The organism is Photobacterium damselae subsp. damselae (assembly GCF_038086725.1).
GTDB classification, from domain to species: Bacteria; Pseudomonadota; Gammaproteobacteria; order Enterobacterales; family Vibrionaceae; genus Photobacterium; species Photobacterium damselae.
On record NZ_CP146970.1, the window covers coordinates 2,896,861 to 2,917,484 of the forward strand.

Sequence of the window (20,624 nt, forward strand, 5' to 3'; positions counted from 1 at the left end):
ATAGAGAAGGGTGGAGAAAAAATCACCTTTTTTCCAAAAAAAAATCTAATTTTTTCTTTCTCGCTAATTTTCTCACCGTAAACACTACTTTTTCGACATTTTCATACTCACCCGATTTGAGGTTTATGGGCGGTGTTGTTGCGCCAGATAATCATGACTTTGCATTTCAATTAGTCGTGAGCAGCAGCGTTCAAACTCAAATCGCAATAACGTACCTTGATACATATGCTCTATTGAAATTTGAGATGAAATCAGTAACTTAACTCGTCGCTCATAGAATTCATCCACTAATGCGATAAAACGCCGCATCGCATCATTTTGACCATCATCCATCACCGGGATCCCTTCAACTATCACCGTATGATATAAACGTGCAATTTCAATGTAATCATTAGCACTACGAGCGGTTTGACACAGAGCTGAAAATTGACAATGCAACACATCACTCGCCTGCCCTAATGTAGCGATCGCTCTATTGTTAATATGGATCGGTTGCCCATAAATCCGAGGTTCTCTCGATAACGAAATAAAAGCCTGTTGTAACTGCTCTGCAACCACATCGGTTAATGGATAATAAAAAAGCTTAGCTTGCTCTAATTGACGCAATCGATAATCAGTCGGGGAATCTAAATGAATCACCTGACAATGTTGCTCAATCAGTGCGATAGTCGGTAAAAAACGGGCTCTTTGTAGGCCATTTCGATAAAGATCATGCGGAGGAATATTCGACGTTGCCACCAAAATAATCCCCTGTTCAAATAAGGCTTCAAACAGGTTAGCCAATATCATGGCATCGGTGATATCCGAGACAAAAAATTCATCAAAGCACAACACATCTATCTGTTTATTTAAGGTCTTCGCAACCTCTTTTAATGGATCAACTTGTTGCTCTAGCTGCCCTAGCTGGCGATGAACATAGTGCATGAAACGATGGAAATGGATTCTCTGTTTACGTTGAGTAGGTAACGTCTCAAAAAACAGATCCATTAAGTAAGTTTTCCCTCTTCCAACCCCACCCCATAAATATAAGCCTTTAATTGGCACGCTCTTCGCTTGTTGTGATGGGGGGAACCATTGATGCCAAAATGAAACTTTAGCTTGCTCTGGTTTTTGCTGAAGTAAATTTTGGTATAACTCATCAAATTGTTCTATTACGGCCGCTTGGTACGGATCTGCAACAAAATCGGGTTGTTTCAGATCCAACTGATATTTTTCTATTGGCGTCATCCTTAACCTTACTTATTATCAATTTGGTGAATTTGAAAGAAGAAACACGACTCCTTTCACACAAATAGAAAATCATTATGACGGCTGGCCTGGTTTTGAGTAAATAGGACAGCGAAAGATAAATATTATTGAAGTCACAAGGAGCATGTATGGCTATGACTTGGATTCCTGCGCTATTAATTTTTGTAGTCGGCGCATTGATCGGTGCATTCGTCGCTCGATTAGGTAATAAAAACGTAAAGCAACAAAAAGAATTAAAGAAAGACTTAGACAAATCACGTTATGAATTGGAGCAATATCGTCAAGAATTGGTTGATCATTTTGCTCGTAGCGCTGAGCTACTCGATAACGTCGCAAAAGATTACAGCAAACTGTATGAGCATATGGCAAAAACCTCCACAGAGTTAATGCCAAACCTACCAGCTCAAGATAACCCATTTGCTCATCGTATTAGCAACTTAACAGCAGTTAAAGCCGAACATAGTGATGATGAGACCCAGGACCAGCCACGTGATTATGCCAATGGTGCAACTGGCTTGTTTAGCGGTAAAACTGAAGACAAATCAGAAGTTGCTTCAGAGCCAGAAAAAGCCCCTGAAGCCAAAGTTGCGAGCTAGGACACACTTTTAATGACTCTTATCACAATTTCATGGAATAAATAATTGTGACTAGGAACTTCACTCCAGACTATCAGTCTTATTGGGACAGATATTACTGGAGTGAAGAAATAATGAGAAAACCTCTGCTTGTTTTAAGTGCACTGGCTTTAGGTATTAGTTCAGTTGTCACCCCGATGACGGCAACTGCGGCGTTACCTACCGCCGTTAATAATCAACAAGTACCTAGCCTTGCGCCAATGCTTGAGCAAGTAACACCAGCTGTAGTAAGCATTGCAGTTGAAGGTAAACACGTTTCCAAACAGCGCCTACCTGAGGCTTATCGCTTTTTCTTTGGTCCAGATTTTCCTACCGAGCAAGTACGAGAACAACCATTTAGGGGGTTAGGCTCGGGGGTTATCATTGACGCTAAAAAAGGGTATGTCGTTACCAATAACCATGTTGTTGATGGCGCAGATACCATCAAAGTACAGCTTTCTGACGGACGTGAGGTAAAAGCAAAGCTGCTTGGTACCGATAAAATGTCTGATATTGCGTTGCTGCAATTAGAAGATGCCAAAGATCTTACGGCTATCAAACTCGCTGATTCTGATAATCTTCGCGTAGGCGATTTCGCCGTTGCTATCGGTAACCCATTTGGCCTAGGACAAACAGTAACATCAGGTATTGTTTCCGCTCTTGGTCGTAGTGGTTTAAATATCGAGAACTTCGAAAACTTTATCCAAACTGATGCGCCAATCAATAGCGGTAACTCAGGTGGTGCCTTAGTAAACTTAAACGGTGAGTTGATTGGTATTAATACCGCGATTCTTGGCCCTAACGGTGGTAACGTCGGTATCGGTTTTGCAATCCCTGCTAATATGGTGAAAAACTTAACAGATCAACTTATCGAATTTGGTCAAGTTAAGCGCGGTGTTCTGGGTGTTACTGGTGGTGAGCTAACCTCTGAGCTAGCTGAAACCTTTGGTTATAAGACGAATCACGGCGCGTTTGTAAGCCAAGTACTTCCTGAAGGCTCTGCGGCAAAAGCAGGTCTAAAAGCAGGTGATATTATTGTTTCAGTCAATAATAAGCCGATTCGTACTTTCAGTGAATTACGCGCAAAAATTGCAACTCTAGGTGCTGGTAAGAAAGTAACACTAGGCCTAATTCGCGATGGTAAAGAGCTGAATGTTCCTGTGACTTTAGAAGCAGCAAAACAGACTCAAGTTAAAGCTGATGATCTGCATGAAAGCTTAGCCGGTGCTGAATTTGCTAATACTAGCCCAGAAGATAAAGTTCACGGAGTTAAAGTAACCGAGCTGAACAAGCAATCTATTGCGGCTCGCTATGGCTTGAAGAAGGGCGATATCATTATTGGTCTAAACCGTCAGCCAATTAAAAACCTTGGCGAACTTCGTAAGGCACTTGAGAAAAAACCAAACGTACTTGCAATGGAAGTTAAACGTGGTGATAGCGTACTGTATTTAATCATGCGTTAATCATACTCTAATCCCCATTGATTGAGCCTCAGTTCACGTAAACTGGGGCTTTTTTATGGATTCAATTTGGTTATCTCTTCGCTGTAATGCTATTCTTGAGCACCTTTTGTAGATTTTATTTTCCGAGCTTTTTTCAGAGGAACTTTAATGCTGGCTTTTCTTGGGCGTTCAGTTTTGCTAGGCCTTGCCACTGCTGCAATTTTACTGCTAGCTGTTCCTGATTTACGTCAAAATATAATCTCTACTCCAACGGTCTCTATTAGTGATGACGACTCAAGTTCACAGTTATCTTTTAACTATGCGGTTCGTCGCGCATCACCAGCTGTTGTTAATATTTATAACCGTCGCTATAACACCGAAGATCGCCTTAAGCTTACCACTCAAGGCTTAGGTTCAGGCGTTATCATGAGCGATAAAGGTTATATTTTAACAAACTACCATGTTGTCGCTCAGGCAGACCAAGTTATTGTCGCCTTACAAGACGGTCGTTTCTTTACCGCTCAACTGATAGGTAAAGATCAAGAAACCGATCTTGCCGTCTTAAAAATTAATGCCGAAAATTTACCTGTAATTCCCGTTAATCCAAACTATAAAGCGGCGGTTGGTGATGTTGTTTTGGCTATAGGCAACCCATATAACCTGGGCCAAACCACAACCTTTGGTATCATTTCAGCAACAGGACGCTCTGGAGTCAGTTTTTACGGCCATCAGGACTTTTTACAAACCGATGCAGCAATCAATGAGGGTAACTCAGGGGGGGCTCTGGTTAATACTAAAGGTGAACTGGTCGGTATCAATACTGCATCCTTCCACCCTGCCAATATTGAAACATACGGTATTTCCTTTGCCATACCTTATGAATCAGCGATTAAGATCATGAAAAAACTGATTGCAGATGGTCGTGTGATTCGAGGCTATATCGGCATTGATGGCAGTGAAATAAACCCAGTAATGGCGCGCTTATATGATGCAGATCAGATCAACGGGATCTTGGTTCTGGGCATGAATCCAGATGGACCGGCCGCAAAAGCCGGGATTCATGTTCGTGATATCTTGGTCGAAATTGATGGCAAACCGGTTAAAGATATGCTCAGTGTTCTTGATATTGTTACCGACATTCGCCCTGGTACTCATGTCAAAGTGAAAGTACTGCGAAATGGTAAGCCAATGATTTTAGATGTATTAATTGGTAATAAACCAGAGAACTTAGGGACTAAACCTGAGCCGCCAGTACAGCAACTTCCCCCAGTACCACCAAGCTAGATAATGGCATAAATAACCATTAACAAATATTAGCTCTTAAGATTCTGAGATATAAAAAAACCTCGCACATTGGCGAGGTTTTTTATATCAAGCAATTAAGAGTCTCTTATTCGCTGATACGTTCGATATTCATGCCAAGCGCACTAAACTTATCTTCAATACGCTCATAACCACGATCGATATGGTAGATACGATCAACGATAGTTTCGCCTTTTGCAATGCTACCCGCAATTACTAAGCTTGCTGATGCACGAAGGTCTGTTGCCATTACCTGAGCACCACTTAGACCCTCGGTATCACCACAAATAACTGTGTTACCTTCGATCTCAGCATGAGCGCCCATACGGATCAACTCAGGAATATGCATAAAGCGGTTTTCGAAAATGGTTTCCGTAATAATACCAGTGCCTTTCGCCATTAAGTTCAGTAAAGAGAACTGAGCTTGCATGTCTGTCGGGAAGCCAGGGTGTGGAGCAGTACGAATATTTACTGCTTTAAGTTCACGATCAGTCATATCTAAGCTAATCCAATCGTCACCAGTTTCTACCTTAGCACCCGCCTCTTCAAGCTTAGCTAATACCGCATCCATTAGACTTGCTTTCGTATCACGGCATACAATTTTACCGCCAGATACAGCCGCGGCTACAAGGAAAGTACCAGTCTCAATACGGTCTGGAACCACACTGTGATAACCACCACCTAAACGCTCAACACCATCAATGATAATAGTATCTGTACCAGCACCTGTGATTTTCGCACCAATCGCTTTTAAGAAATCAGCAGTATCAACAATTTCTGGTTCACGTGCTGCGTTTTCAATGATGGTTTGGCCTTCAGCTAATGTTGCTGCACACATAATCGTTACTGTCGCACCAACACTCACTTTATCCATCACGATATGAGCGCCTTTTAGACGACCATCAACATGCGCTTTTACATAGCCCTCTTCTAGAGTAATGGTCGCACCTAATTGCTCAAGACCTGTAATATGCAGATCAACAGGGCGAGCACCAATCGCACAACCACCTGGAAGAGAAACCTGACCTTGACCAAAACGAGCCACTAATGGACCTAGAGCCCAGATAGAAGCACGCATTGTTTTTACTAAATCGTAAGGTGCGCAATACTCATTCACGCCACTTGCGTCGACATGAACAGAGCCATTACGGGAAACCTTTGCACCAAGACGGCTTAACAGTTCCATTGTTGTATCGATGTCGCGTAACTTTGGTACATTTGCTACTTCAACCGGTTCTTCTGCTAATAGCGCAGCAAAAAGAATAGGTAATGCGGCATTTTTAGCACCAGAGATAGCAACCTCACCACATAGCGGACCACCGCCTTGAATACGAAACTTCTGCATTTTCTACCTCTTATAGCGACATCAATTTACGATCACGCGCCCACTCTTGAGGAGTAAACGTTTTAATACTTAACGCGTGAATGTCATTAGCCGCAATATGTCCCATCAGAGGGCCATAAATTGTTTGTTGTTTTTTTACTCGGCTCATACCATCAAAGATTGCACCTACCGCAATCACTTCATAATGGCTACCTTCACCCTTTACGATCACTTCGTCTAGTTCAAGGGCACTTTCCAGAATGGCTTTGATCTCTGAAATTTCCACAAGCTGTCCTCTTAACGACTTACTCCATGCAAGCCGTAAACATTGATTCTACATGGCTTAATCGCAGCAACGTCATTAATTGCTGCGGAACATGACACAGGGAAACCGTGCTCCCTGCATGTTGTAACTGTTGGATTAAATGCAGCAGCATAACCATACCGGCAGAATCGATACGTGCTAGCTCAGCCAGATCGATTCGAACTGTTTCCTGCTGAGGCATCCAATTCTGACGGTTTTGCCAAAGGTCGGGCACTGTGTCACGATCTAGCGCACCTGACAAGGAGTAATCCCCATTTTCATGCGCCTGCCACACAATCTTTTGTGCCGTCATGCTTACTTATCCTCGAAATGAATTGGCTTCGCAGCTAAATCTTGTAGCGATTTAGTTACTGCATCAATGCCTTTAGTTCGTAGCTGACCACTCCATTCGCTCTGCTTAGTCGAGATCATACTCACTCCTTCAGCAACCATGTCAAATCCTTGCCATTCTTTTGTCTTTTTGTTCAAACGAAGCTTAAAGTCCAAACGAATTGGTGGACGAGATTGATCAATAATATCTACTCGAACGGAAATAATAGAGCGATCAGCTGGAATGGCTTTTGCTGGCTCTATTTCAATTTTCTGATCGCTGTATTGAGTCAATACTTGAGCATACGACGCCACTAAATAATCAGAAAAGGCAGCAACAAAAGCATTACGCTGCTCTTTAGTGGTATTTTTTAAATTCGAACCCAATACTTTATATGCTGCGTAACGAACATTGATGTATGGCAATAATTCTTGCTTAACAATCGTACGTAGCTCTTCAGGGTTTGAGCGAATTTGCTTTTGTTCTGCTTTTAGACGCGCGAACATCGTGCTTGAGACTTTATCCATCATAGTGTACGGATTAGTCTGATCTACTGTTGCTGCTTGTGCCAACATCGGCAGAGCGAGCAAACACATAAGTAGAGAACGGAAAAGTTTCATATCTAACTCCTACTTTTTACTATCGCCACCAATGCTATATAGCACTTGGCCAATCATATCTTCTAGAACTAATGCTGACTTGGTGTCTTCAATTAAACCGCCATTTTTCAACATATCGACATCATCATCGACAAATCCTGGTGAGATCCCAACATACTGCTCACCTAATAACCCTTGCGTTAGAATAGAAGCCGATGTTGTATCAGGGAAATAACCAAATTGTTTATCAATCGCCAAAGTTACAACCGGTGTATATGAGTGTTCATCAAGGTTGATTGCTGTAACACGACCAATGGTTACCCCGCCAATTTTAACGGGTGAGCGTACTTTTAAACTGCCAATATTATCGAAGTGGGCTTTTAAGGTATAAGTCTCATCACTACCAAAGCTTTTGACATCAGCGACCTTAAAAACAAGCACTAACAGCGCAGCAATTCCTGCTAAGACAAATGCGCCAACCCAGAGCTCCAAACGTTTGTTCTGTTGCATCTATATATTCCAATCAATGACTGCGTTAGTTACCAAACATCAACGCGGTTAATACAAAATCTAGACCTAAAACGGCCAACGACGAATTTACGACCGTACGAGTCGTTGCTCGGCTAATACCTTCAGATGTTGGTACAGCGTCATAACCGTTAAAGACAGCAATCCAAGTTACAGTAATAGCGAAGACAACCGCTTTTAATAATCCGTTACCAATGTCATACCACACATCAACTGATGACTGCATAACAGACCAGTAACTACCGTAATCAATCCCTTTCCAGTCCACACCAACAAGTTGACCACCCCAAATGCCTACCGCTGTAAACATCATGGCCAATAATGGCATAGAGATAACGCCAGCCCAAAAACGAGGGGCAATAACACGACGTAACGGATCTACCGCCATCATCTCCATACTGGATAACTGCTCGGTTGCTTTCATTAGACCAATTTCAGCCGTTAATGCCGAACCTGCTCGACCAGCAAATAATAATGCTGTGACCACAGGGCCTAGCTCTCGTAGCAACGATAAGGCAACCATTTGCCCCAGACTGGTTTCAGCACCAAAATCCACTAATACAATATAACCTTGTAGGCTCAGAACCATGCCGATAAACAGGCCAGAGACAAGGATAATGGCAATGGAAAGAACCCCAACCGAATAGAGCTGCTTTAATAATAGCGGAAACATTTTCCGAGGCTGCGGTTTACAAATAAGCGCGCCATATAACATCAAACTTGCACGACCAACCGTTTTGCAAAGATTTAATGTTCGACGTCCAATCGCAGCAATAAAATCTGTAATCATAAATTCATTCTAATCCTTTATACGGATTTCACGCATTGGATGAACCAAAGAGCTCCTGCTGTAAATCTTGAGCAGGAAACTGGAAGCGAACCGGACCATCAGCATCACCATCAAGGAACTGACGGACCCGAGGATCATTATTAGCCTGAAGTTCTTGTGGACTTCCGCTGCCAATCACTTTGCCTCCAGACAACAAATAGACATGATCAGCAATACTCATTACCTCTGGTACATCATGAGAAACAATAACAGAGGTAATACCTAATGCCTGATTAAGACTGCCAATTAGCTCAACCAACACCCCCATAGTAATAGGATCTTGGCCAACGAAAGGCTCATCATACATGATCAACTCTGGATCTAGAGCAATAGAACGAGCTAATGCTGCACGCCTTGCCATACCACCAGAAAGTTCGTTAGGTTGCAGATGTGCAGCCCCTCGTAATCCTACCGCTTCCAACTTTAGTAGTACCAAAGTACGAATCAACTCTTCTGGCAGCTGAGTGTGTTCTCGTAGTGGAAAAGCAACATTATCAAATACATCCATATCGGTAAAAAGTGCACCAGATTGAAAGAGCATGCTCATTCGCTGACGTACTTGATACAAGGCACTGCGACCTAAAGTAGGAATATTGTGGCCATCGAACCACACTTCTCCTTCATCCGGAGCGATTTGCCCGCCAATAAGACGTAATAATGTTGTCTTACCAATTCCCGATGGCCCCATGATCGCAGTCACTTTACCTTTAGGAACAGTTAAAGAAACATTATCAAAAATCTTGCGCTCTCCTCGGCTAAAGGTCATATTTTTAACCGAAATCAGAGCTTCTTGTTTATCCATGGCCAACAAGTCTCCGCTTACAATCTGCCCAATGAAGAAAATAAATAGGCGCAATTCTACCTAGTTATTGAATGAAGTAAAAATTTTCACAACAAAAGTCATGCATTTAATTGCAATTAGCTATTTTACGTTAATGTAAAACAATATTGAACAGTGTTTACAATTCTTCTTAGGATAGCAAATTTAAACTAAACCCATCCTTGATAGACTAGAAAAAATCGCGGCGAATACATCATTAAAGAGGATTTATTTACTTAATAACTTCCCTTTTGCAGCTCATACCGTCAAAATTAAAGACTTACATTTAATGACAGATATTCACCTTAACTAACATAATGACCGAGATAAGCTCTGAAAATGACGAGCCCAAAGCATTATTTGGCTAAATCTCACGTTATGATTAGTTTAAATACCAAATTACTTGCTGTTTAAAGGGATAAAAATGCTTGAAGCCGTTGTTCTACTCTGTGTTGGATTAGCTCTACTTGTTTGGAGTGCAGACCGTCTTGTATTCGGTTCTGCGGCACTTGCAAGAAATATGGGCGTTGCTCCTCTTGTCATCGGTATGACCATCCTAGCTATGGGCTCTTCTGCTCCTGAAATGATGGTGTCAGCAACAGCTGCTCTTGCAGGTAAAACAGATACTGCAGTAGGAAACGTTTTAGGCTCTAACATTGCTAATATCGCCCTGATTTTAGGTGTAACAGCGATGCTAAAACCTTTGGCTATCGGCTCAACCATTATCCGTCGTGAGTTACCACTTATGTTAGTGGTTACTTTGATTGCAGGTGCTTTGCTGTGGGATAACTATCTGGGTTTTGCTGAAGGCGTATTACTTCTTGTTCTATTTGTGCTATTTCTTTTAGCGATGCTTTACATCAGCAAAAAAGCAAAACAAGAAGGCGATGTAATGGCTGAAGAGCAAGAGTCTGAAATTCCACAAGGAGTGAGTAATACAGCCTCAATTATTTGGATTGTTATTGGTTTAGCACTACTCCTTTACTCTTCAGATATGGTTGTTGAGTCAGCGGTTACTATCGCAAAATACTATGGTATGAGCGATCTAGTTATCGGTTTAACTATTATTGCCGTCGGTACTAGCCTACCAGAGTTAGCAGCCTCTGTAGCCAGTGTGCTAAAAGGTGAAGATGATATGGCAGTAGGTAATATCATTGGCTCTAACGTATTTAATATTTTAGCCGTAATGGGTATTCCTGGTATTTTAAACCCTTCAGCAATCAGTCCATTAGCTATGGGACGTGATTTCTATGTTATGTTAGGGGTATCGGTTCTACTACTGATTATGGCGCTAGGGAAAAACCGTCGTATTAATCGTGTAGAAGGCGGTATCCTATTGATCTGCTTTATCGCCTATCAAGCATATCTGTTCTATAATCTTGCCGCTTAATAATAAGAGAGGACTTATGCCCAAATTCGACTTTTGTGCAAATGGCCTACGTGTGATCGAAACTGAAATTCACGCGTTGAATAATATTCGCCAATATATTAACCAAGATTTTGCTAATGCTTGTGAGCTCATATTGAACTGTAGCGGCAAAGTAATTGTTATGGGTATGGGTAAATCAGGTCATATTGGTAATAAAATAGCAGCAACACTTGCCAGTACAGGAACCTCTGCATTTTTTGTTCATCCAGGCGAAGCCAGCCATGGTGATTTAGGAATGATCAAAAAAAATGATGTTGTCATTGCGATTTCAAATTCAGGGGAAGCCTCTGAAATATTAGCTTTGCTGCCTGTAATTAAACGTCTTGGAATCCCTCTTATTGCTATGACGGGTAAACCCGAATCTAGCATGGCAAAATTGGCTCAATACCATTTGCAAATCACTGTCGATAAAGAAGCATGCCCTCTTAATCTTGCACCAACTTCCAGCACAACGGCAACGCTGGTTATGGGAGATGCACTGGCTATTGCGATTATGGAGGCACGAGGGTTTACTGCCAACGATTTTGCCCTGTCTCATCCTGGTGGGGCATTAGGTAGAAAGCTATTGATGCGAATCTCAGATGTCATGCACAGTGGTGATGATCTGCCTATAGTTACAGAACACGCAACCATTAAAGATGCCCTGCTAGAAATTTCTCGTAAGGGTCTGGGTATGACTGCGATTGTGGATAATGAACAACAGCTCATTGGGATCTTCACCGATGGCGATCTACGCCGTTTACTGGATGATCATATTGATATTCATAACACCACCATTGGTACCGTTATGTCTCGTAATCCAAAAACCATTTCACCTCAGCTTTTAGCCGCTGAAGGTCTAAAATTAATGGAAGATAAAAAGATTAATGGATTACTAGTCACCGAACAAAGCTGCTTAGTCGGCGCACTCAATATGCATGATTTACTTAAGGCTGGAGTTATCTAATGTCACAACTTGTTGAAACCATTTATGGCTCTGTCAGTCAAAATGTCTTTAACCAAGCAAAACAAATCCAACTGCTGATTTGTGATGTTGATGGTGTCTTTTCCGACGGCCGTATCTATATGGGCAACAATGGTGAAGAGCTGAAAACTTTCCATACCCGAGATGGCTATGGGGTTAAGTCTCTAATGAATGCAGGGATCCAAGTTGCAATCATCACGGGTCGACGTTCAAATATCGTTGAAAACCGCATGCAAGCACTAGGGATTGAACATATTTATCAAGGACAAGATAATAAATTAGCAGCCTATCAAGATATTATCGATAAGCTCGCAATCGAACCTCAGCATATTGCCTATATCGGTGATGATCTAATCGACTGGCCTGTTATGGAAAAAATAGGCCTCTCAGTTTGTGTTGCTGATGGACATCCCCTTCTTGCTCAGCGTGCTGATTTTATCACTCGAATTCAAGGCGGCTATGGCGCAGTACGAGAAGTTTGTGACCTCATCTTGGAAGCAAAAGGCGAACTAGATAAACATAAAGGTTTAAGTATATGACCTTAAAAAGGTTGTGCTATCTACTGGTTGTATTAGTCGCTGCATGGTCTGGTTATTACTTGCTGCAAAAACACTGGCAGAGTGATGACCAAGTAACTATTGATAGCGAAAAACCGGTATTTACAGGCGATGTGGTTAGCAATACGTCGTATAACGAAAAAGGAATACGTAGCTACCAAATTGACTCTGCTCATATTGAGCACTTTAGTATTAGTGGCAACACCACCTTCAGCAAACCTGTTCTTTGGGTCTACCAAGATGGCAGTAAAACTGAATGGCGAGTCAGTGCAAATGATGCCCTATTAACTCAAGATCAAGTGCTAGAAATGAAAGGTAATGTGCGTATTTTTAACTTATTACCTGAATCTGCGATCCAAGTGATCAGCACAGATAATCTACGCTTAAACTTGGTCAATAAAGATTTCGATACTCAAGATCACGTTGTTATTACTGGTACTAGCTTTGAGAATGAAGGCGATGGTTTAAAAGGTAATATGGATCGCAATGTGGCAACACTACTTAATAATGTGAAAGGTATATATGAAACACCTAAAGATTAGTACTTTACTGTGCCTGCTATGCCTAAGTACATCAAGCTGGGCTCTAAGCACAGATACAGAAAAACCGATTCATATCAGCTCAGATAACCAAGAGCTAGATATTCAGAAAAACATTGTAACGTTCACTGGTAACGTTGTATTGCGTCAGGGTTCTATTGATATTCGAGCAAACAAAGTGGTTGTGACTCGCCCACAAGGCAAAGAAGGTCAAGAAACTATTGATGCTTACGGTACACCAGCAACATTCCACCAAGTTATGGACGATGGTAAGCCTATTGATGGTAGTGCTCGCAAGATGCGTTATGAAACTGCAACAGAATTTCTAAAAATGTCTGACCATGCAGTTCTTACTCAAGACGGCAGTGAAATCAAAGGTAATGTCATCACCTATAAAATTGATGAACAACGTCTAATGGCGAAAAGTGGTAGCAAAGAGCGTGTAACAACGATTTTGCAACCAAACCAATTCAACAATAAGAAGAAATAACACTCTGTTATGGCAATTTTAAAAGCGGAACACTTAGCAAAAAGCTACAACGGTCGTAAAGTCGTCTCCGATGTAAGCTTACAAGTTGAATCGGGTAAGATTGTTGGTCTACTCGGCCCAAATGGTGCAGGTAAAACCACCTCTTTTTATATGATTGTCGGCCTTGTTGCCCGTGATGAAGGTGCCATCACCATTGATGACACTGATATCAGCTTACAACCGATGCATAACCGCTCGCGTATGGGTATTGGTTACTTGCCACAGGAAGCTTCAATTTTTCGTCGATTGAGCGTCCACGATAACTTAATGGCGGTATTACAGACCCGTAAAGAATTGACCAAACAAGAGCGTCAAGATAAGTTGGAAGAACTGCTTGATGAGTTCAACATTCAACATATCCGTAATAGTATGGGTATGGCGCTATCAGGTGGTGAACGTCGTCGTGTCGAAATTGCACGAGCTTTAGCGGCTAATCCGAAATTTATTTTATTAGATGAGCCTTTTGCAGGTGTTGACCCAATTTCGGTCATTGATATTAAGAAAATCATTGAGCATCTGCGCGATCGTGGTCTAGGCGTCTTAATTACCGACCATAACGTTCGTGAAACACTGGATGTTTGTGAACATGCTTATATCGTAAGTCAGGGGCAACTTATTGCAAATGGTACGCCAGAACAAGTACTTAACGATGAACATGTGAAACGAGTGTACTTAGGTGATCAATTCCGTTTATAAAAACAATAAATAATCGTCTAATATCATATACAACCATACCAATAAAAATAACGACAGGTGAAGATAGCGACATGAAGACATCTCTCCAGCTCAAGCTTGGCCAACAATTGGCAATGACGCCACAATTGCAGCAAGCCATTCGCCTGTTGCAACTTTCGACCTTAGATCTGCAGCAGGAGATCCAAGAAGCTCTCGATGCCAATCCCCTGCTTGAGTTAGAAGAGAATCTTGCTGAGAACGAAGATAATAAATCTTCCGACTCTGATTATTCAGACTCTCACGATGAGATCAAAGACAGTGAATCTTTTGATACCTCAGAAGTGATTGAACAACAAGAGATGCCGCAAGACTTGCCTGTCGATACAACTTGGGATGATGTTTACAGTGCCGGAACCGGTAGCACAGGTATAGCCCTTGATGACGATATGCCTATCTATCAAGGGGAAACGACCGAATCACTGCAAGACTATCTGATGTGGCAAGTTCAATTAACCCCATTTAGTGACACCGATCTGGCTATCGCTACTGCTATTATTGATGCGGTTGACGATCAAGGTTACCTAAGTTGTTCAAGCCAAGATATTCTTGAAAGCTTAGGCGATGATGAAGTAGAGCTTGACGAGGTTGAAGCTGTTCTTAAACGCATTCAACAATTTGACCCGCTCGGAGTTGCCTCCCGTAACTTACAAGAATGTCTTCTGCTACAACTTGCGACCTACTCACCAGAAACCCTCTGGCTTAATGAAGCCAAAATGTTACTATCTCAACATATCGATTTATTAGGCAATCGCGACTTTCGCCAATTAATGCGAGAAACTAAGCTCAAAGAAGCAGAACTTAAAGAAGTAATGCAACTGATTCATGGCTTAGACCCTCGACCTGGCAATAGAGTGGTTGCAACGGAAACCGAATATGTGGTACCAGATGTATCAGTCTTTAAAGACAACGGAAAATGGGTCGTAACCATCAATCCAGATAGCGTGCCACGAATTAAGGTTAATGAGCAATATGCCGCACTGAGTAAACAGACGCGCAATAGTGCTGATAGCCAATTTATTAAAACCCATTTGCAAGATGCTAAATGGTTAATTAAGAGCTTAGAAAGCCGCAACGAGACATTACTAAAAGTAGCTCGTTGTATTGTTGAACACCAACAGGACTTCTTCGAATATGGTGAAGAAGCAATGAAACCTATGGTGCTTAACGATATCGCCTTAGCGGTTGATATGCATGAATCAACCATTTCTCGAGTTACGACTCAGAAATACATGCATACACCACGCGGTATTTTTGAACTGAAATATTTCTTCTCCAGTCATGTCAGCACGGATAGTGGTGGTGAATGTTCATCAACAGCCATTCGTGCTTTAGTAAAGAAACTGGTTGCCGCTGAGAATCAAAGCAAACCTCTTAGTGACAGCAAGATTGCAACATTACTGGCAGAGCAAGGGATCATGGTCGCACGACGGACTATTGCTAAATATCGTGAATCTCTTGGTATTCCGCCTTCGAATCAGCGAAAACGTCTGATCTAGAAGCCCTAGTTCGGACCCAACAAAAGGAAGATGTCTATGCAAATTGTAATTACTGGACACAATGTTGAAGTGACTGACGCTCTTCGTGAATACGTAACAACTAAGTTCGATAAACTGGATCGCTTTTTCGATAAAATAAACCACATTCACGTGATCCTTAATGTGGAAAAATTACAGCAAGTGGCTGAGGCGACTTTGCAGGTAAATGCGGGAGATATCCACGCAAAAGCGGATTCAGATAACATGTATTCCGCCATTGATGCTCTGACGGATAAACTGGTTCGTCAGTTAAATAAACATAAAGAGAAACTCAATAGTCATTAACCATGCAACTGAGTAATGTATTAAGCATAGACTGCACCAAAAGTGCAGTCTCATGCTCAAGTAAAAAACGCGCCCTAGAGATCATCAGTGAAATCGCTGCTGAACATTTAGATCAAAATCCTCAACCCCTATTTGATTGCATGCTCAATCGTGAAAAAATGGGTACAACGGGGATTGGTAATGGTATTGCAATACCTCATGGGCGTATCAATAACAGCGATAAAGCTATTGCAGTGTTTATTCAATCGCAAGAACCCATTGAGTTCGATGCTATTGATAATCAACCTGTCGATCTGCTTTTTGCCCTACTTGTTCCTGAAAATCAGTGCTCTGAGCATCTAAAAACACTCTCTGCCATTGCTGAAAAACTCAGTGATAAACAGCTTTGTAAACAACTACGTTGCGCGCAAAGCGATGAAGAGTTATACCAACTCATCACCCATGAATCATAACCCTCTCATCCAGACCACCATTGAGGTAATCGCACCATGAGATTAATGGTTGTTAGCGGCCGCTCCGGATCAGGGAAGTCTGTTGCATTACGCGTATTAGAAGATTTAGGTTATTACTGTGTTGATAACCTTCCTGTAAACCTACTTACCCAATTTATCGAAACCATCGGCGATGAGCAGCAAGATGTCGCTGTCAGCTTAGATGTTCGTAATATGCCAAGCGACACCCAGGCATTGGAAATGATCCTTAATGACCTGAGTAATAAAGTTGATCTTAATATCCTCTTCCTTGATGCCGATAACAAAGAGCTCGTTAAACGCTATAGCGAGACTCGCCGATTGCATCCCTTGTCTCGTGATAATATGAGCTTAGAACAAGCCATTTTATCTGAATCTAAAATCATGGAAGTGATTAAAGAGCGAGCAGATCTGGTTGTTGATACCACGGGGAAATCAATTCACGATCTCAGTGAAACTGTTCGTAGCCGAGTTCTAGGCCGTGAATCTCGTGAGTTAATCCTTGTATTTGAATCATTTGGATTTAAATATGGATTACCAACAGACGCTGACTATGTCTTTGATGTTCGATTTTTACCAAACCCTCATTGGGTGCCAGAATTAAAGCCCCAAACAGGATTAGATGAAGGCGTAAAAACTTTCTTAGCCAGTCATGCAGAAGTGAATCAGTTGATCTACCAAGTCCGTAATTTCATTGAAACTTGGTTACCTATGCTAGAAAAAAATAACCGCAGCTATGTCACTGTAGCCATTGGTTGTACTGGCGGTCAGCATCGCTCGGTTTATATAGCGCAACAGTTGGCAGAGTATTTCCAGCGTAGTGGCCAGCAAATTCGCATTCGCCACCGTACTTTGGAAGGTAAAAAATGACGGCCAGTCGCCAAGTCTATATTAAGAATCGACTCGGTTTACATGCTCGCGCAGCCATCAAAATTGTAGAAACGGCACAAAGCTATCAAGCAACGATTACACTCTGTAATGGTGAAAAGTGTGCAACCGCTGACGGAGTGATGGGCTTATTGATGCTAGAGTCAGCTCAAGGCCAACAAATTACCGTTTCAGCTCAAGGTGAGCAGAGTGAACAAGCTCTTGCTGCCATTTGCCATCTAATTGAAGCTGGATTTGACGAAGAAAGCTGATCTTCTGGAGCTCTTAATATCAAACTCTGACTAAAAAGACTGCAAAATAGAAATGTAGCGAAAATCGTTAATTTTGCCGATAAATGCAGAGAAAGTTATTACTTATTGGTATAACTTTCTCTTTTTTATTCTTATCATAAAACACCATTCAAAATTTTTATGCGCTTGTCTTGATTTCTAATGAGACAAGCACTCATTTATTACGTTAAAATTCAGATTATTGCGCCATTAATTTAAAAACAACAGTGGGCCTAATACCTATGGCGGACGTATTAGAACAAGATCAAACCCATCAAACATTACAAGAAGTTAATAAAGCTCTTGAAAGCGGGATGTTTGTCCATGTACGCCGAATGCTTCAGGATATGGAGCCGGAGGACATTGCTCACCTTTTAGAAGCCTCTCCACCAAAAGAGCGTCAAGTGCTGTGGCAGTTGACGGATCCGGAAGAGCAAGGTGACATCCTAGAAGAGCTATCTGAAGATGTAAAAGATGGTATCGTCTCACAAATGGATCCAGAGAAACTGGCAGCCGTTACTGAGGGGATGGAAAGTGATGACATCGCATACGTATTGCGTAGCTTACCTGATGATAAGTATCAGGAAGTATTGGCGCAAATGGATGCAACAGATCGTCATCGAATCGAAAAAGCACTAGCCTACCCTGAAGATAGCGCTGGCGGCATCATGAGTACTGACTTCATCACAATTCGTGGTGATGTCTCAACCGATGTTGTATTGCGTTATCTTCGTATGCGAGGCGAACTTCCAGAAGCCACTGATACTTTGTATGTGGTTGATGAAGAAGAAAAACTGATTGGTCATATCTCGCTATCAACTCTGGTTACCACACAACCTGATGTTGAAATTAAAGATGTGATGGACGATACCGATGAAGCCATTCCTGTGGATATGGACGATGGTGAAATCGCCAATCTGTTTGAACGTCGTAACTGGTTATCTGCTCCGGTTGTTGATGCCAATAATCAACTGGTTGGCCGTATCACCATCGATGACGTAGTTGACGTAATCCGTGAAGATGCTGAGCACTCAATGATGAGTATGGCGGGTATGGACGATGACGAAGATACCTTTGCCCCAGTATTAAAATCGGCAAAAAGTCGTAGTATCTGGCTTGGTGTTAACGTATTAACCGCTCTAGCTGCCGCATCTGTCTCCAATATGTTTGAAGACACGCTATCAAAAATGGCTGCTATTGCTGTTTTAATGACCATTGTTCCTTCAATGGGTGGCGTTGCTGGTAACCAAACTGTCGCACTGGTAATTCGTGGTTTAGCTGTTGGTCATATCGGTGATTCCAACACTCGTTGGCTACTAAGTAAAGAAGCACGAGTTGGCCTTATTAATGGTCTTCTATGGGCATTAATTATCGGTGGTGTCGTGGTCCTGTGGAAAGGCAATCTGATTCTCGGAGCCATTATTGCAGGTGCAATGCTTACCAACCTTTTCGTGGCAGGTGTTGCTGGTGTGGTTATTCCAATCATGCTTAAGAAGCTAAAAATCGACCCAGCGCTTGCGGGGGGAATGGCTTTAACAACCTGTACCGATATTGTCGGCTTATTTGTATTCTTAGGTCTTGCGACCGTATTTTTACAATAATCTAGACCCAATCAAGTTGTTAAAAAGGCCCAAAGAGAATACTCGTTGGGCCTTTTGTTTAATTCCATCACAGAAAGTTTTTCGAACAGCTTCTGCTACTCACCAGCAATCTTCATCGAGTCTAATAAGATAGAACCCGTTTGGATTTGGCTGCGAGTTTCAATATCTGAACCAACCGCTACGATATTTTTCATCATGTCAGCTAAGTTACCAGCAATGGTTATCTCAGAAACAGGGAATTGAATTTCACCATTTTCAACCCAAAAACCTGCCGCACCACGAGAATAATCGCCAGTAACAATATTAACGCCCTGTCCCATAAGCTCGGTAACCAACAGACCTCGATCCATTTTTTTCAGCATTTGAGTAAAGTTTTCACCCGTAGAGCTTACTAACCAGTTATGAATACCACCAGCATGGCCGGTTGGCTGACGATTCATTTTACGAGCTGCATAACTGGTTAATAGATAGGTCGCTAACTGACCATCTTTAATGATCTCTAAATCTTTAGTTGCTAAGCCTTCGCTATCAAACGGCGTACTTGCCATACCACGTAAGATATGTGGACGCTCACTGATATTTAGCCAATTAGGGAAAATTTCTTCACCTAACTTATCCAATAAAAAAGACGACTTACGATATAGGTTCGCACCACTGATACCCATCACTAAATGACCAAATAGGCCCGTTGCGATATCGGCAGCAAACATTACAGGAGCTTCGCGTGTTGATAATTTTTGTGCATCAACGCGACCCACAGTACGCTCAGCTGCGTGGCGACCCACTTTTTCAGGCGTCCACATATCGCAAGCACGACGAGCTGTGGTATAGCTATAGTCGCGCTCCATTTCACCATTTTGACCTTGAGCAATCACACAACAACTGATGCTATGACGGCTAGAGGCATAACTGGCTAACATGCCATGGCTATTACCATAAACACGAATACCATAATGGCTGTCATAGCTTGCGCCATCGCTCTGCTTAATTCGAGGATCATAAGCCATCGCAGCTTCTTCTGCGGCAATGGCGATTTCAGCTGCGTGATCCGGTTCAGGCTCATCTGGGTGGAACAGATCTAAATCTGGAATATCTTTTGCCATCAACTCTTTTGGGCCTGGTCCTGCAAAAGGATCTTCCGAGGTGTAGCTGGCAATATCTAATGCTGCAGCGACAGTTTGAGCAATAGCATTTTCACTAAGATCAGAGGTGGATGCGCTGCCTTTACGCTGACCGCGGTACACTGTAATACCTAAAGCACCATCGCTGTTAAACTCAACATTTTCCACTTCACTCAAACGAGTTGAAACGCTGATGCCTGTTGTTTTATTAATTGCAACTTCAGCGGCATCGGCTTTTTGTCCAGCCATTTCAAGGGCTTTGGCAACAGCAGCTTCAAGCTCAACACGCTGCTGAGCTACCTGTTCTCTTACGTCCATACTTTTCTTTTCTCGGAATTGGCATTATTAGTTATAGAATAAT

24 protein-coding genes are annotated in these 20,624 nt (G+C 42.1%); 15 read left to right on the plus strand and 9 right to left on the minus strand.

The features are described 5' to 3' along the window. Positions 1–123: 123 nt before the first annotated feature. On the minus strand, positions 124–1,227 hold the full coding sequence (zapE, locus tag WAX86_RS13230; RefSeq protein ID WP_154139553.1) for a cell division protein ZapE: 1,104 nt from the start codon (positions 1,225–1,227) through the stop codon (positions 124–126). Between the two features lie 155 nt (positions 1,228–1,382). Between zapE and zapG the strand changes: the two genes are divergently transcribed. The 3 genes from zapG to degS all read left to right on the plus strand — a co-directional run bounded on the left by zapG (position 1,383) and on the right by degS (position 4,588). Continuing rightward, complete coding sequence (zapG, locus tag WAX86_RS13235; protein ID WP_065170873.1) at positions 1,383–1,844, plus strand: Z-ring associated protein ZapG; 462 nt, start codon at positions 1,383–1,385, stop codon at positions 1,842–1,844. A gap of 113 nt (positions 1,845–1,957) precedes the next feature. Continuing rightward, the gene (locus WAX86_RS13240) at positions 1,958–3,325 is read left to right on the plus strand and encodes a Do family serine endopeptidase (protein WP_171027371.1); all 1,368 of its coding nucleotides are present in this window, start codon (positions 1,958–1,960) and stop codon (positions 3,323–3,325) included. A 147-nt stretch (positions 3,326–3,472) separates the two neighbouring features. Next, positions 3,473–4,588 carry an outer membrane-stress sensor serine endopeptidase DegS gene (gene degS / locus WAX86_RS13245; protein WP_065170839.1) on the plus strand — a complete coding sequence of 372 codons (1,116 nt, stop codon included), beginning with the start codon at positions 3,473–3,475 and terminating at the stop codon, positions 4,586–4,588. 106 nt (positions 4,589–4,694) lie between these two features. On the opposite strand, the gene murA is transcribed toward degS, so the two are convergent. From murA to mlaF, 7 genes are read right to left on the minus strand one after another with little or no spacing between them, the layout of a single operon-like run. Continuing rightward, complete coding sequence (gene murA, locus WAX86_RS13250; RefSeq protein ID WP_065170840.1) at positions 4,695–5,951, minus strand: UDP-N-acetylglucosamine 1-carboxyvinyltransferase; 1,257 nt, start codon at positions 5,949–5,951, stop codon at positions 4,695–4,697. A 10-nt stretch (positions 5,952–5,961) separates the two neighbouring features. Then, positions 5,962–6,216, minus strand: a complete 255-nt coding sequence (ibaG, locus tag WAX86_RS13255) for a BolA family iron metabolism protein IbaG (protein WP_005303697.1) — start codon at positions 6,214–6,216, stop codon at positions 5,962–5,964. Between the two features lie 19 nt (positions 6,217–6,235). Then, positions 6,236–6,547 (minus strand): STAS domain-containing protein, encoded by a 312-nt coding sequence (locus WAX86_RS13260; protein WP_341488897.1) that lies wholly within the window; start codon positions 6,545–6,547, stop codon positions 6,236–6,238. 2 nt (positions 6,548–6,549) lie between these two features. After that, positions 6,550–7,185 (minus strand): phospholipid-binding protein MlaC, encoded by a 636-nt coding sequence (gene mlaC / locus WAX86_RS13265; RefSeq protein WP_065170841.1) that lies wholly within the window; start codon positions 7,183–7,185, stop codon positions 6,550–6,552. A gap of 9 nt (positions 7,186–7,194) precedes the next feature. Beyond that, positions 7,195–7,674 carry an outer membrane lipid asymmetry maintenance protein MlaD gene (gene mlaD, locus WAX86_RS13270; protein WP_036764769.1) on the minus strand — a complete coding sequence of 160 codons (480 nt, stop codon included), beginning with the start codon at positions 7,672–7,674 and terminating at the stop codon, positions 7,195–7,197. Between the two features lie 25 nt (positions 7,675–7,699). Further along, the gene (mlaE, locus tag WAX86_RS13275) at positions 7,700–8,482 is read right to left on the minus strand and encodes a lipid asymmetry maintenance ABC transporter permease subunit MlaE (RefSeq protein WP_005303692.1); all 783 of its coding nucleotides are present in this window, start codon (positions 8,480–8,482) and stop codon (positions 7,700–7,702) included. A gap of 28 nt (positions 8,483–8,510) precedes the next feature. Further along, a complete protein-coding gene (gene mlaF, locus WAX86_RS13280) occupies positions 8,511–9,323 on the minus strand; it encodes a phospholipid ABC transporter ATP-binding protein MlaF (RefSeq protein WP_068945523.1) in 813 nt (270 codons plus the stop codon). Positions 9,324–9,765: 442 nt separating this feature from the next. Here mlaF and WAX86_RS13285 point away from each other — a divergent pair, with 442 nt between their 5' ends. The 12 genes from WAX86_RS13285 to mgtE all read left to right on the plus strand — a co-directional run bounded on the left by WAX86_RS13285 (position 9,766) and on the right by mgtE (position 19,142). Next, the gene (locus tag WAX86_RS13285) at positions 9,766–10,731 is read left to right on the plus strand and encodes a calcium/sodium antiporter (RefSeq protein WP_115426302.1); all 966 of its coding nucleotides are present in this window, start codon (positions 9,766–9,768) and stop codon (positions 10,729–10,731) included. A 16-nt stretch (positions 10,732–10,747) separates the two neighbouring features. Next, complete coding sequence (locus WAX86_RS13290; protein ID WP_005303683.1) at positions 10,748–11,716, plus strand: KpsF/GutQ family sugar-phosphate isomerase; 969 nt, start codon at positions 10,748–10,750, stop codon at positions 11,714–11,716. Then, the gene (gene kdsC, locus WAX86_RS13295) at positions 11,716–12,273 is read left to right on the plus strand and encodes a 3-deoxy-manno-octulosonate-8-phosphatase KdsC (protein WP_068968345.1); all 558 of its coding nucleotides are present in this window, start codon (positions 11,716–11,718) and stop codon (positions 12,271–12,273) included. Before WAX86_RS13290 ends, kdsC begins: the two co-directional genes overlap by 1 nt. Next, positions 12,270–12,833 carry an LPS export ABC transporter periplasmic protein LptC gene (gene lptC / locus WAX86_RS13300; RefSeq protein ID WP_068968344.1) on the plus strand — a complete coding sequence of 188 codons (564 nt, stop codon included), beginning with the start codon at positions 12,270–12,272 and terminating at the stop codon, positions 12,831–12,833. The genes kdsC and lptC overlap by 4 nt, the downstream gene beginning before the upstream one ends. Next, a complete protein-coding gene (gene lptA, locus WAX86_RS13305; RefSeq protein WP_036764766.1) occupies positions 12,814–13,320 on the plus strand; it encodes a lipopolysaccharide transport periplasmic protein LptA in 507 nt (168 codons plus the stop codon). The genes lptC and lptA overlap by 20 nt, the downstream gene beginning before the upstream one ends. Before the next feature lie 9 nt (positions 13,321–13,329). Next, positions 13,330–14,055 carry an LPS export ABC transporter ATP-binding protein gene (gene lptB / locus WAX86_RS13310; RefSeq protein WP_005303670.1) on the plus strand — a complete coding sequence of 242 codons (726 nt, stop codon included), beginning with the start codon at positions 13,330–13,332 and terminating at the stop codon, positions 14,053–14,055. Between the two features lie 113 nt (positions 14,056–14,168). Further along, on the plus strand, positions 14,169–15,590 hold the full coding sequence (locus WAX86_RS13315; RefSeq protein ID WP_376788115.1) for an RNA polymerase factor sigma-54: 1,422 nt from the start codon (positions 14,169–14,171) through the stop codon (positions 15,588–15,590). A gap of 36 nt (positions 15,591–15,626) precedes the next feature. After that, positions 15,627–15,914: a ribosome hibernation promoting factor gene (hpf, locus tag WAX86_RS13320; RefSeq protein WP_036764763.1), complete on the plus strand. Its 288-nt coding sequence runs from the start codon at positions 15,627–15,629 to the stop codon at positions 15,912–15,914. A gap of 2 nt (positions 15,915–15,916) precedes the next feature. After that, positions 15,917–16,366 carry a PTS IIA-like nitrogen regulatory protein PtsN gene (gene ptsN / locus WAX86_RS13325; RefSeq protein WP_036764760.1) on the plus strand — a complete coding sequence of 150 codons (450 nt, stop codon included), beginning with the start codon at positions 15,917–15,919 and terminating at the stop codon, positions 16,364–16,366. Between the two features lie 36 nt (positions 16,367–16,402). After that, complete coding sequence (gene rapZ / locus WAX86_RS13330) at positions 16,403–17,254, plus strand: RNase adapter RapZ (protein WP_005303663.1); 852 nt, start codon at positions 16,403–16,405, stop codon at positions 17,252–17,254. Continuing rightward, entirely contained in the window at positions 17,251–17,523 is a 273-nt protein-coding gene (locus WAX86_RS13335; protein WP_065170847.1) for an HPr family phosphocarrier protein, read from the plus strand. The genes rapZ and WAX86_RS13335 overlap by 4 nt, the downstream gene beginning before the upstream one ends. Positions 17,524–17,783: 260 nt before the next feature. After that, complete coding sequence (mgtE, locus tag WAX86_RS13340; protein ID WP_036764754.1) at positions 17,784–19,142, plus strand: magnesium transporter; 1,359 nt, start codon at positions 17,784–17,786, stop codon at positions 19,140–19,142. A 95-nt stretch (positions 19,143–19,237) separates the two neighbouring features. On the opposite strand, the gene pmbA is transcribed toward mgtE, so the two are convergent. Then, positions 19,238–20,581, minus strand: a complete 1,344-nt coding sequence (gene pmbA, locus WAX86_RS13345; RefSeq protein ID WP_065170848.1) for a metalloprotease PmbA — start codon at positions 20,579–20,581, stop codon at positions 19,238–19,240. Positions 20,582–20,624: the final 43 nt, after the last annotated feature.

Bases quoted from the DNA above. Each gene is read 5' to 3' on its own strand.
- kdsC (WP_068968345.1), top strand. From the start codon at position 11,716: ATGTCACAACTTGTTGAAACCATTTATGGCTCTGTCAGTCAAAATGTC.
- lptB (WP_005303670.1), top strand. From the start codon at position 13,330: ATGGCAATTTTAAAAGCGGAACACTTAGCAAAAAGCTACAACGGTCGT.
- zapE (WP_154139553.1), bottom strand. From the start codon at position 1,227: ATGACGCCAATAGAAAAATATCAGTTGGATCTGAAACAACCCGATTTT.
- lptC (WP_068968344.1), top strand. From the start codon at position 12,270: ATGACCTTAAAAAGGTTGTGCTATCTACTGGTTGTATTAGTCGCTGCA.
- zapG (WP_065170873.1), top strand. From the start codon at position 1,383: ATGACTTGGATTCCTGCGCTATTAATTTTTGTAGTCGGCGCATTGATC.
- murA (WP_065170840.1), bottom strand. From the start codon at position 5,951: ATGCAGAAGTTTCGTATTCAAGGCGGTGGTCCGCTATGTGGTGAGGTT.
- pmbA (WP_065170848.1), bottom strand. From the start codon at position 20,581: ATGGACGTAAGAGAACAGGTAGCTCAGCAGCGTGTTGAGCTTGAAGCT.
- WAX86_RS13335 (WP_065170847.1), top strand. From the start codon at position 17,251: ATGACGGCCAGTCGCCAAGTCTATATTAAGAATCGACTCGGTTTACAT.
- mgtE (WP_036764754.1), top strand. From the start codon at position 17,784: ATGGCGGACGTATTAGAACAAGATCAAACCCATCAAACATTACAAGAA.
- WAX86_RS13240 (WP_171027371.1), top strand. From the start codon at position 1,958: ATGAGAAAACCTCTGCTTGTTTTAAGTGCACTGGCTTTAGGTATTAGT.
- hpf (WP_036764763.1), top strand. From the start codon at position 15,627: ATGCAAATTGTAATTACTGGACACAATGTTGAAGTGACTGACGCTCTT.
- degS (WP_065170839.1), top strand. From the start codon at position 3,473: ATGCTGGCTTTTCTTGGGCGTTCAGTTTTGCTAGGCCTTGCCACTGCT.
- mlaE (WP_005303692.1), bottom strand. From the start codon at position 8,482: ATGATTACAGATTTTATTGCTGCGATTGGACGTCGAACATTAAATCTT.
- mlaF (WP_068945523.1), bottom strand. From the start codon at position 9,323: ATGGATAAACAAGAAGCTCTGATTTCGGTTAAAAATATGACCTTTAGC.
- WAX86_RS13315 (WP_376788115.1), top strand. From the start codon at position 14,169: ATGACGCCACAATTGCAGCAAGCCATTCGCCTGTTGCAACTTTCGACC.
- mlaD (WP_036764769.1), bottom strand. From the start codon at position 7,674: ATGCAACAGAACAAACGTTTGGAGCTCTGGGTTGGCGCATTTGTCTTA.
- mlaC (WP_065170841.1), bottom strand. From the start codon at position 7,185: ATGAAACTTTTCCGTTCTCTACTTATGTGTTTGCTCGCTCTGCCGATG.
- lptA (WP_036764766.1), top strand. From the start codon at position 12,814: ATGAAACACCTAAAGATTAGTACTTTACTGTGCCTGCTATGCCTAAGT.
- WAX86_RS13290 (WP_005303683.1), top strand. From the start codon at position 10,748: ATGCCCAAATTCGACTTTTGTGCAAATGGCCTACGTGTGATCGAAACT.
- WAX86_RS13285 (WP_115426302.1), top strand. From the start codon at position 9,766: ATGCTTGAAGCCGTTGTTCTACTCTGTGTTGGATTAGCTCTACTTGTT.
- WAX86_RS13260 (WP_341488897.1), bottom strand. From the start codon at position 6,547: ATGACGGCACAAAAGATTGTGTGGCAGGCGCATGAAAATGGGGATTAC.
- ptsN (WP_036764760.1), top strand. From the start codon at position 15,917: ATGCAACTGAGTAATGTATTAAGCATAGACTGCACCAAAAGTGCAGTC.
- rapZ (WP_005303663.1), top strand. From the start codon at position 16,403: ATGAGATTAATGGTTGTTAGCGGCCGCTCCGGATCAGGGAAGTCTGTT.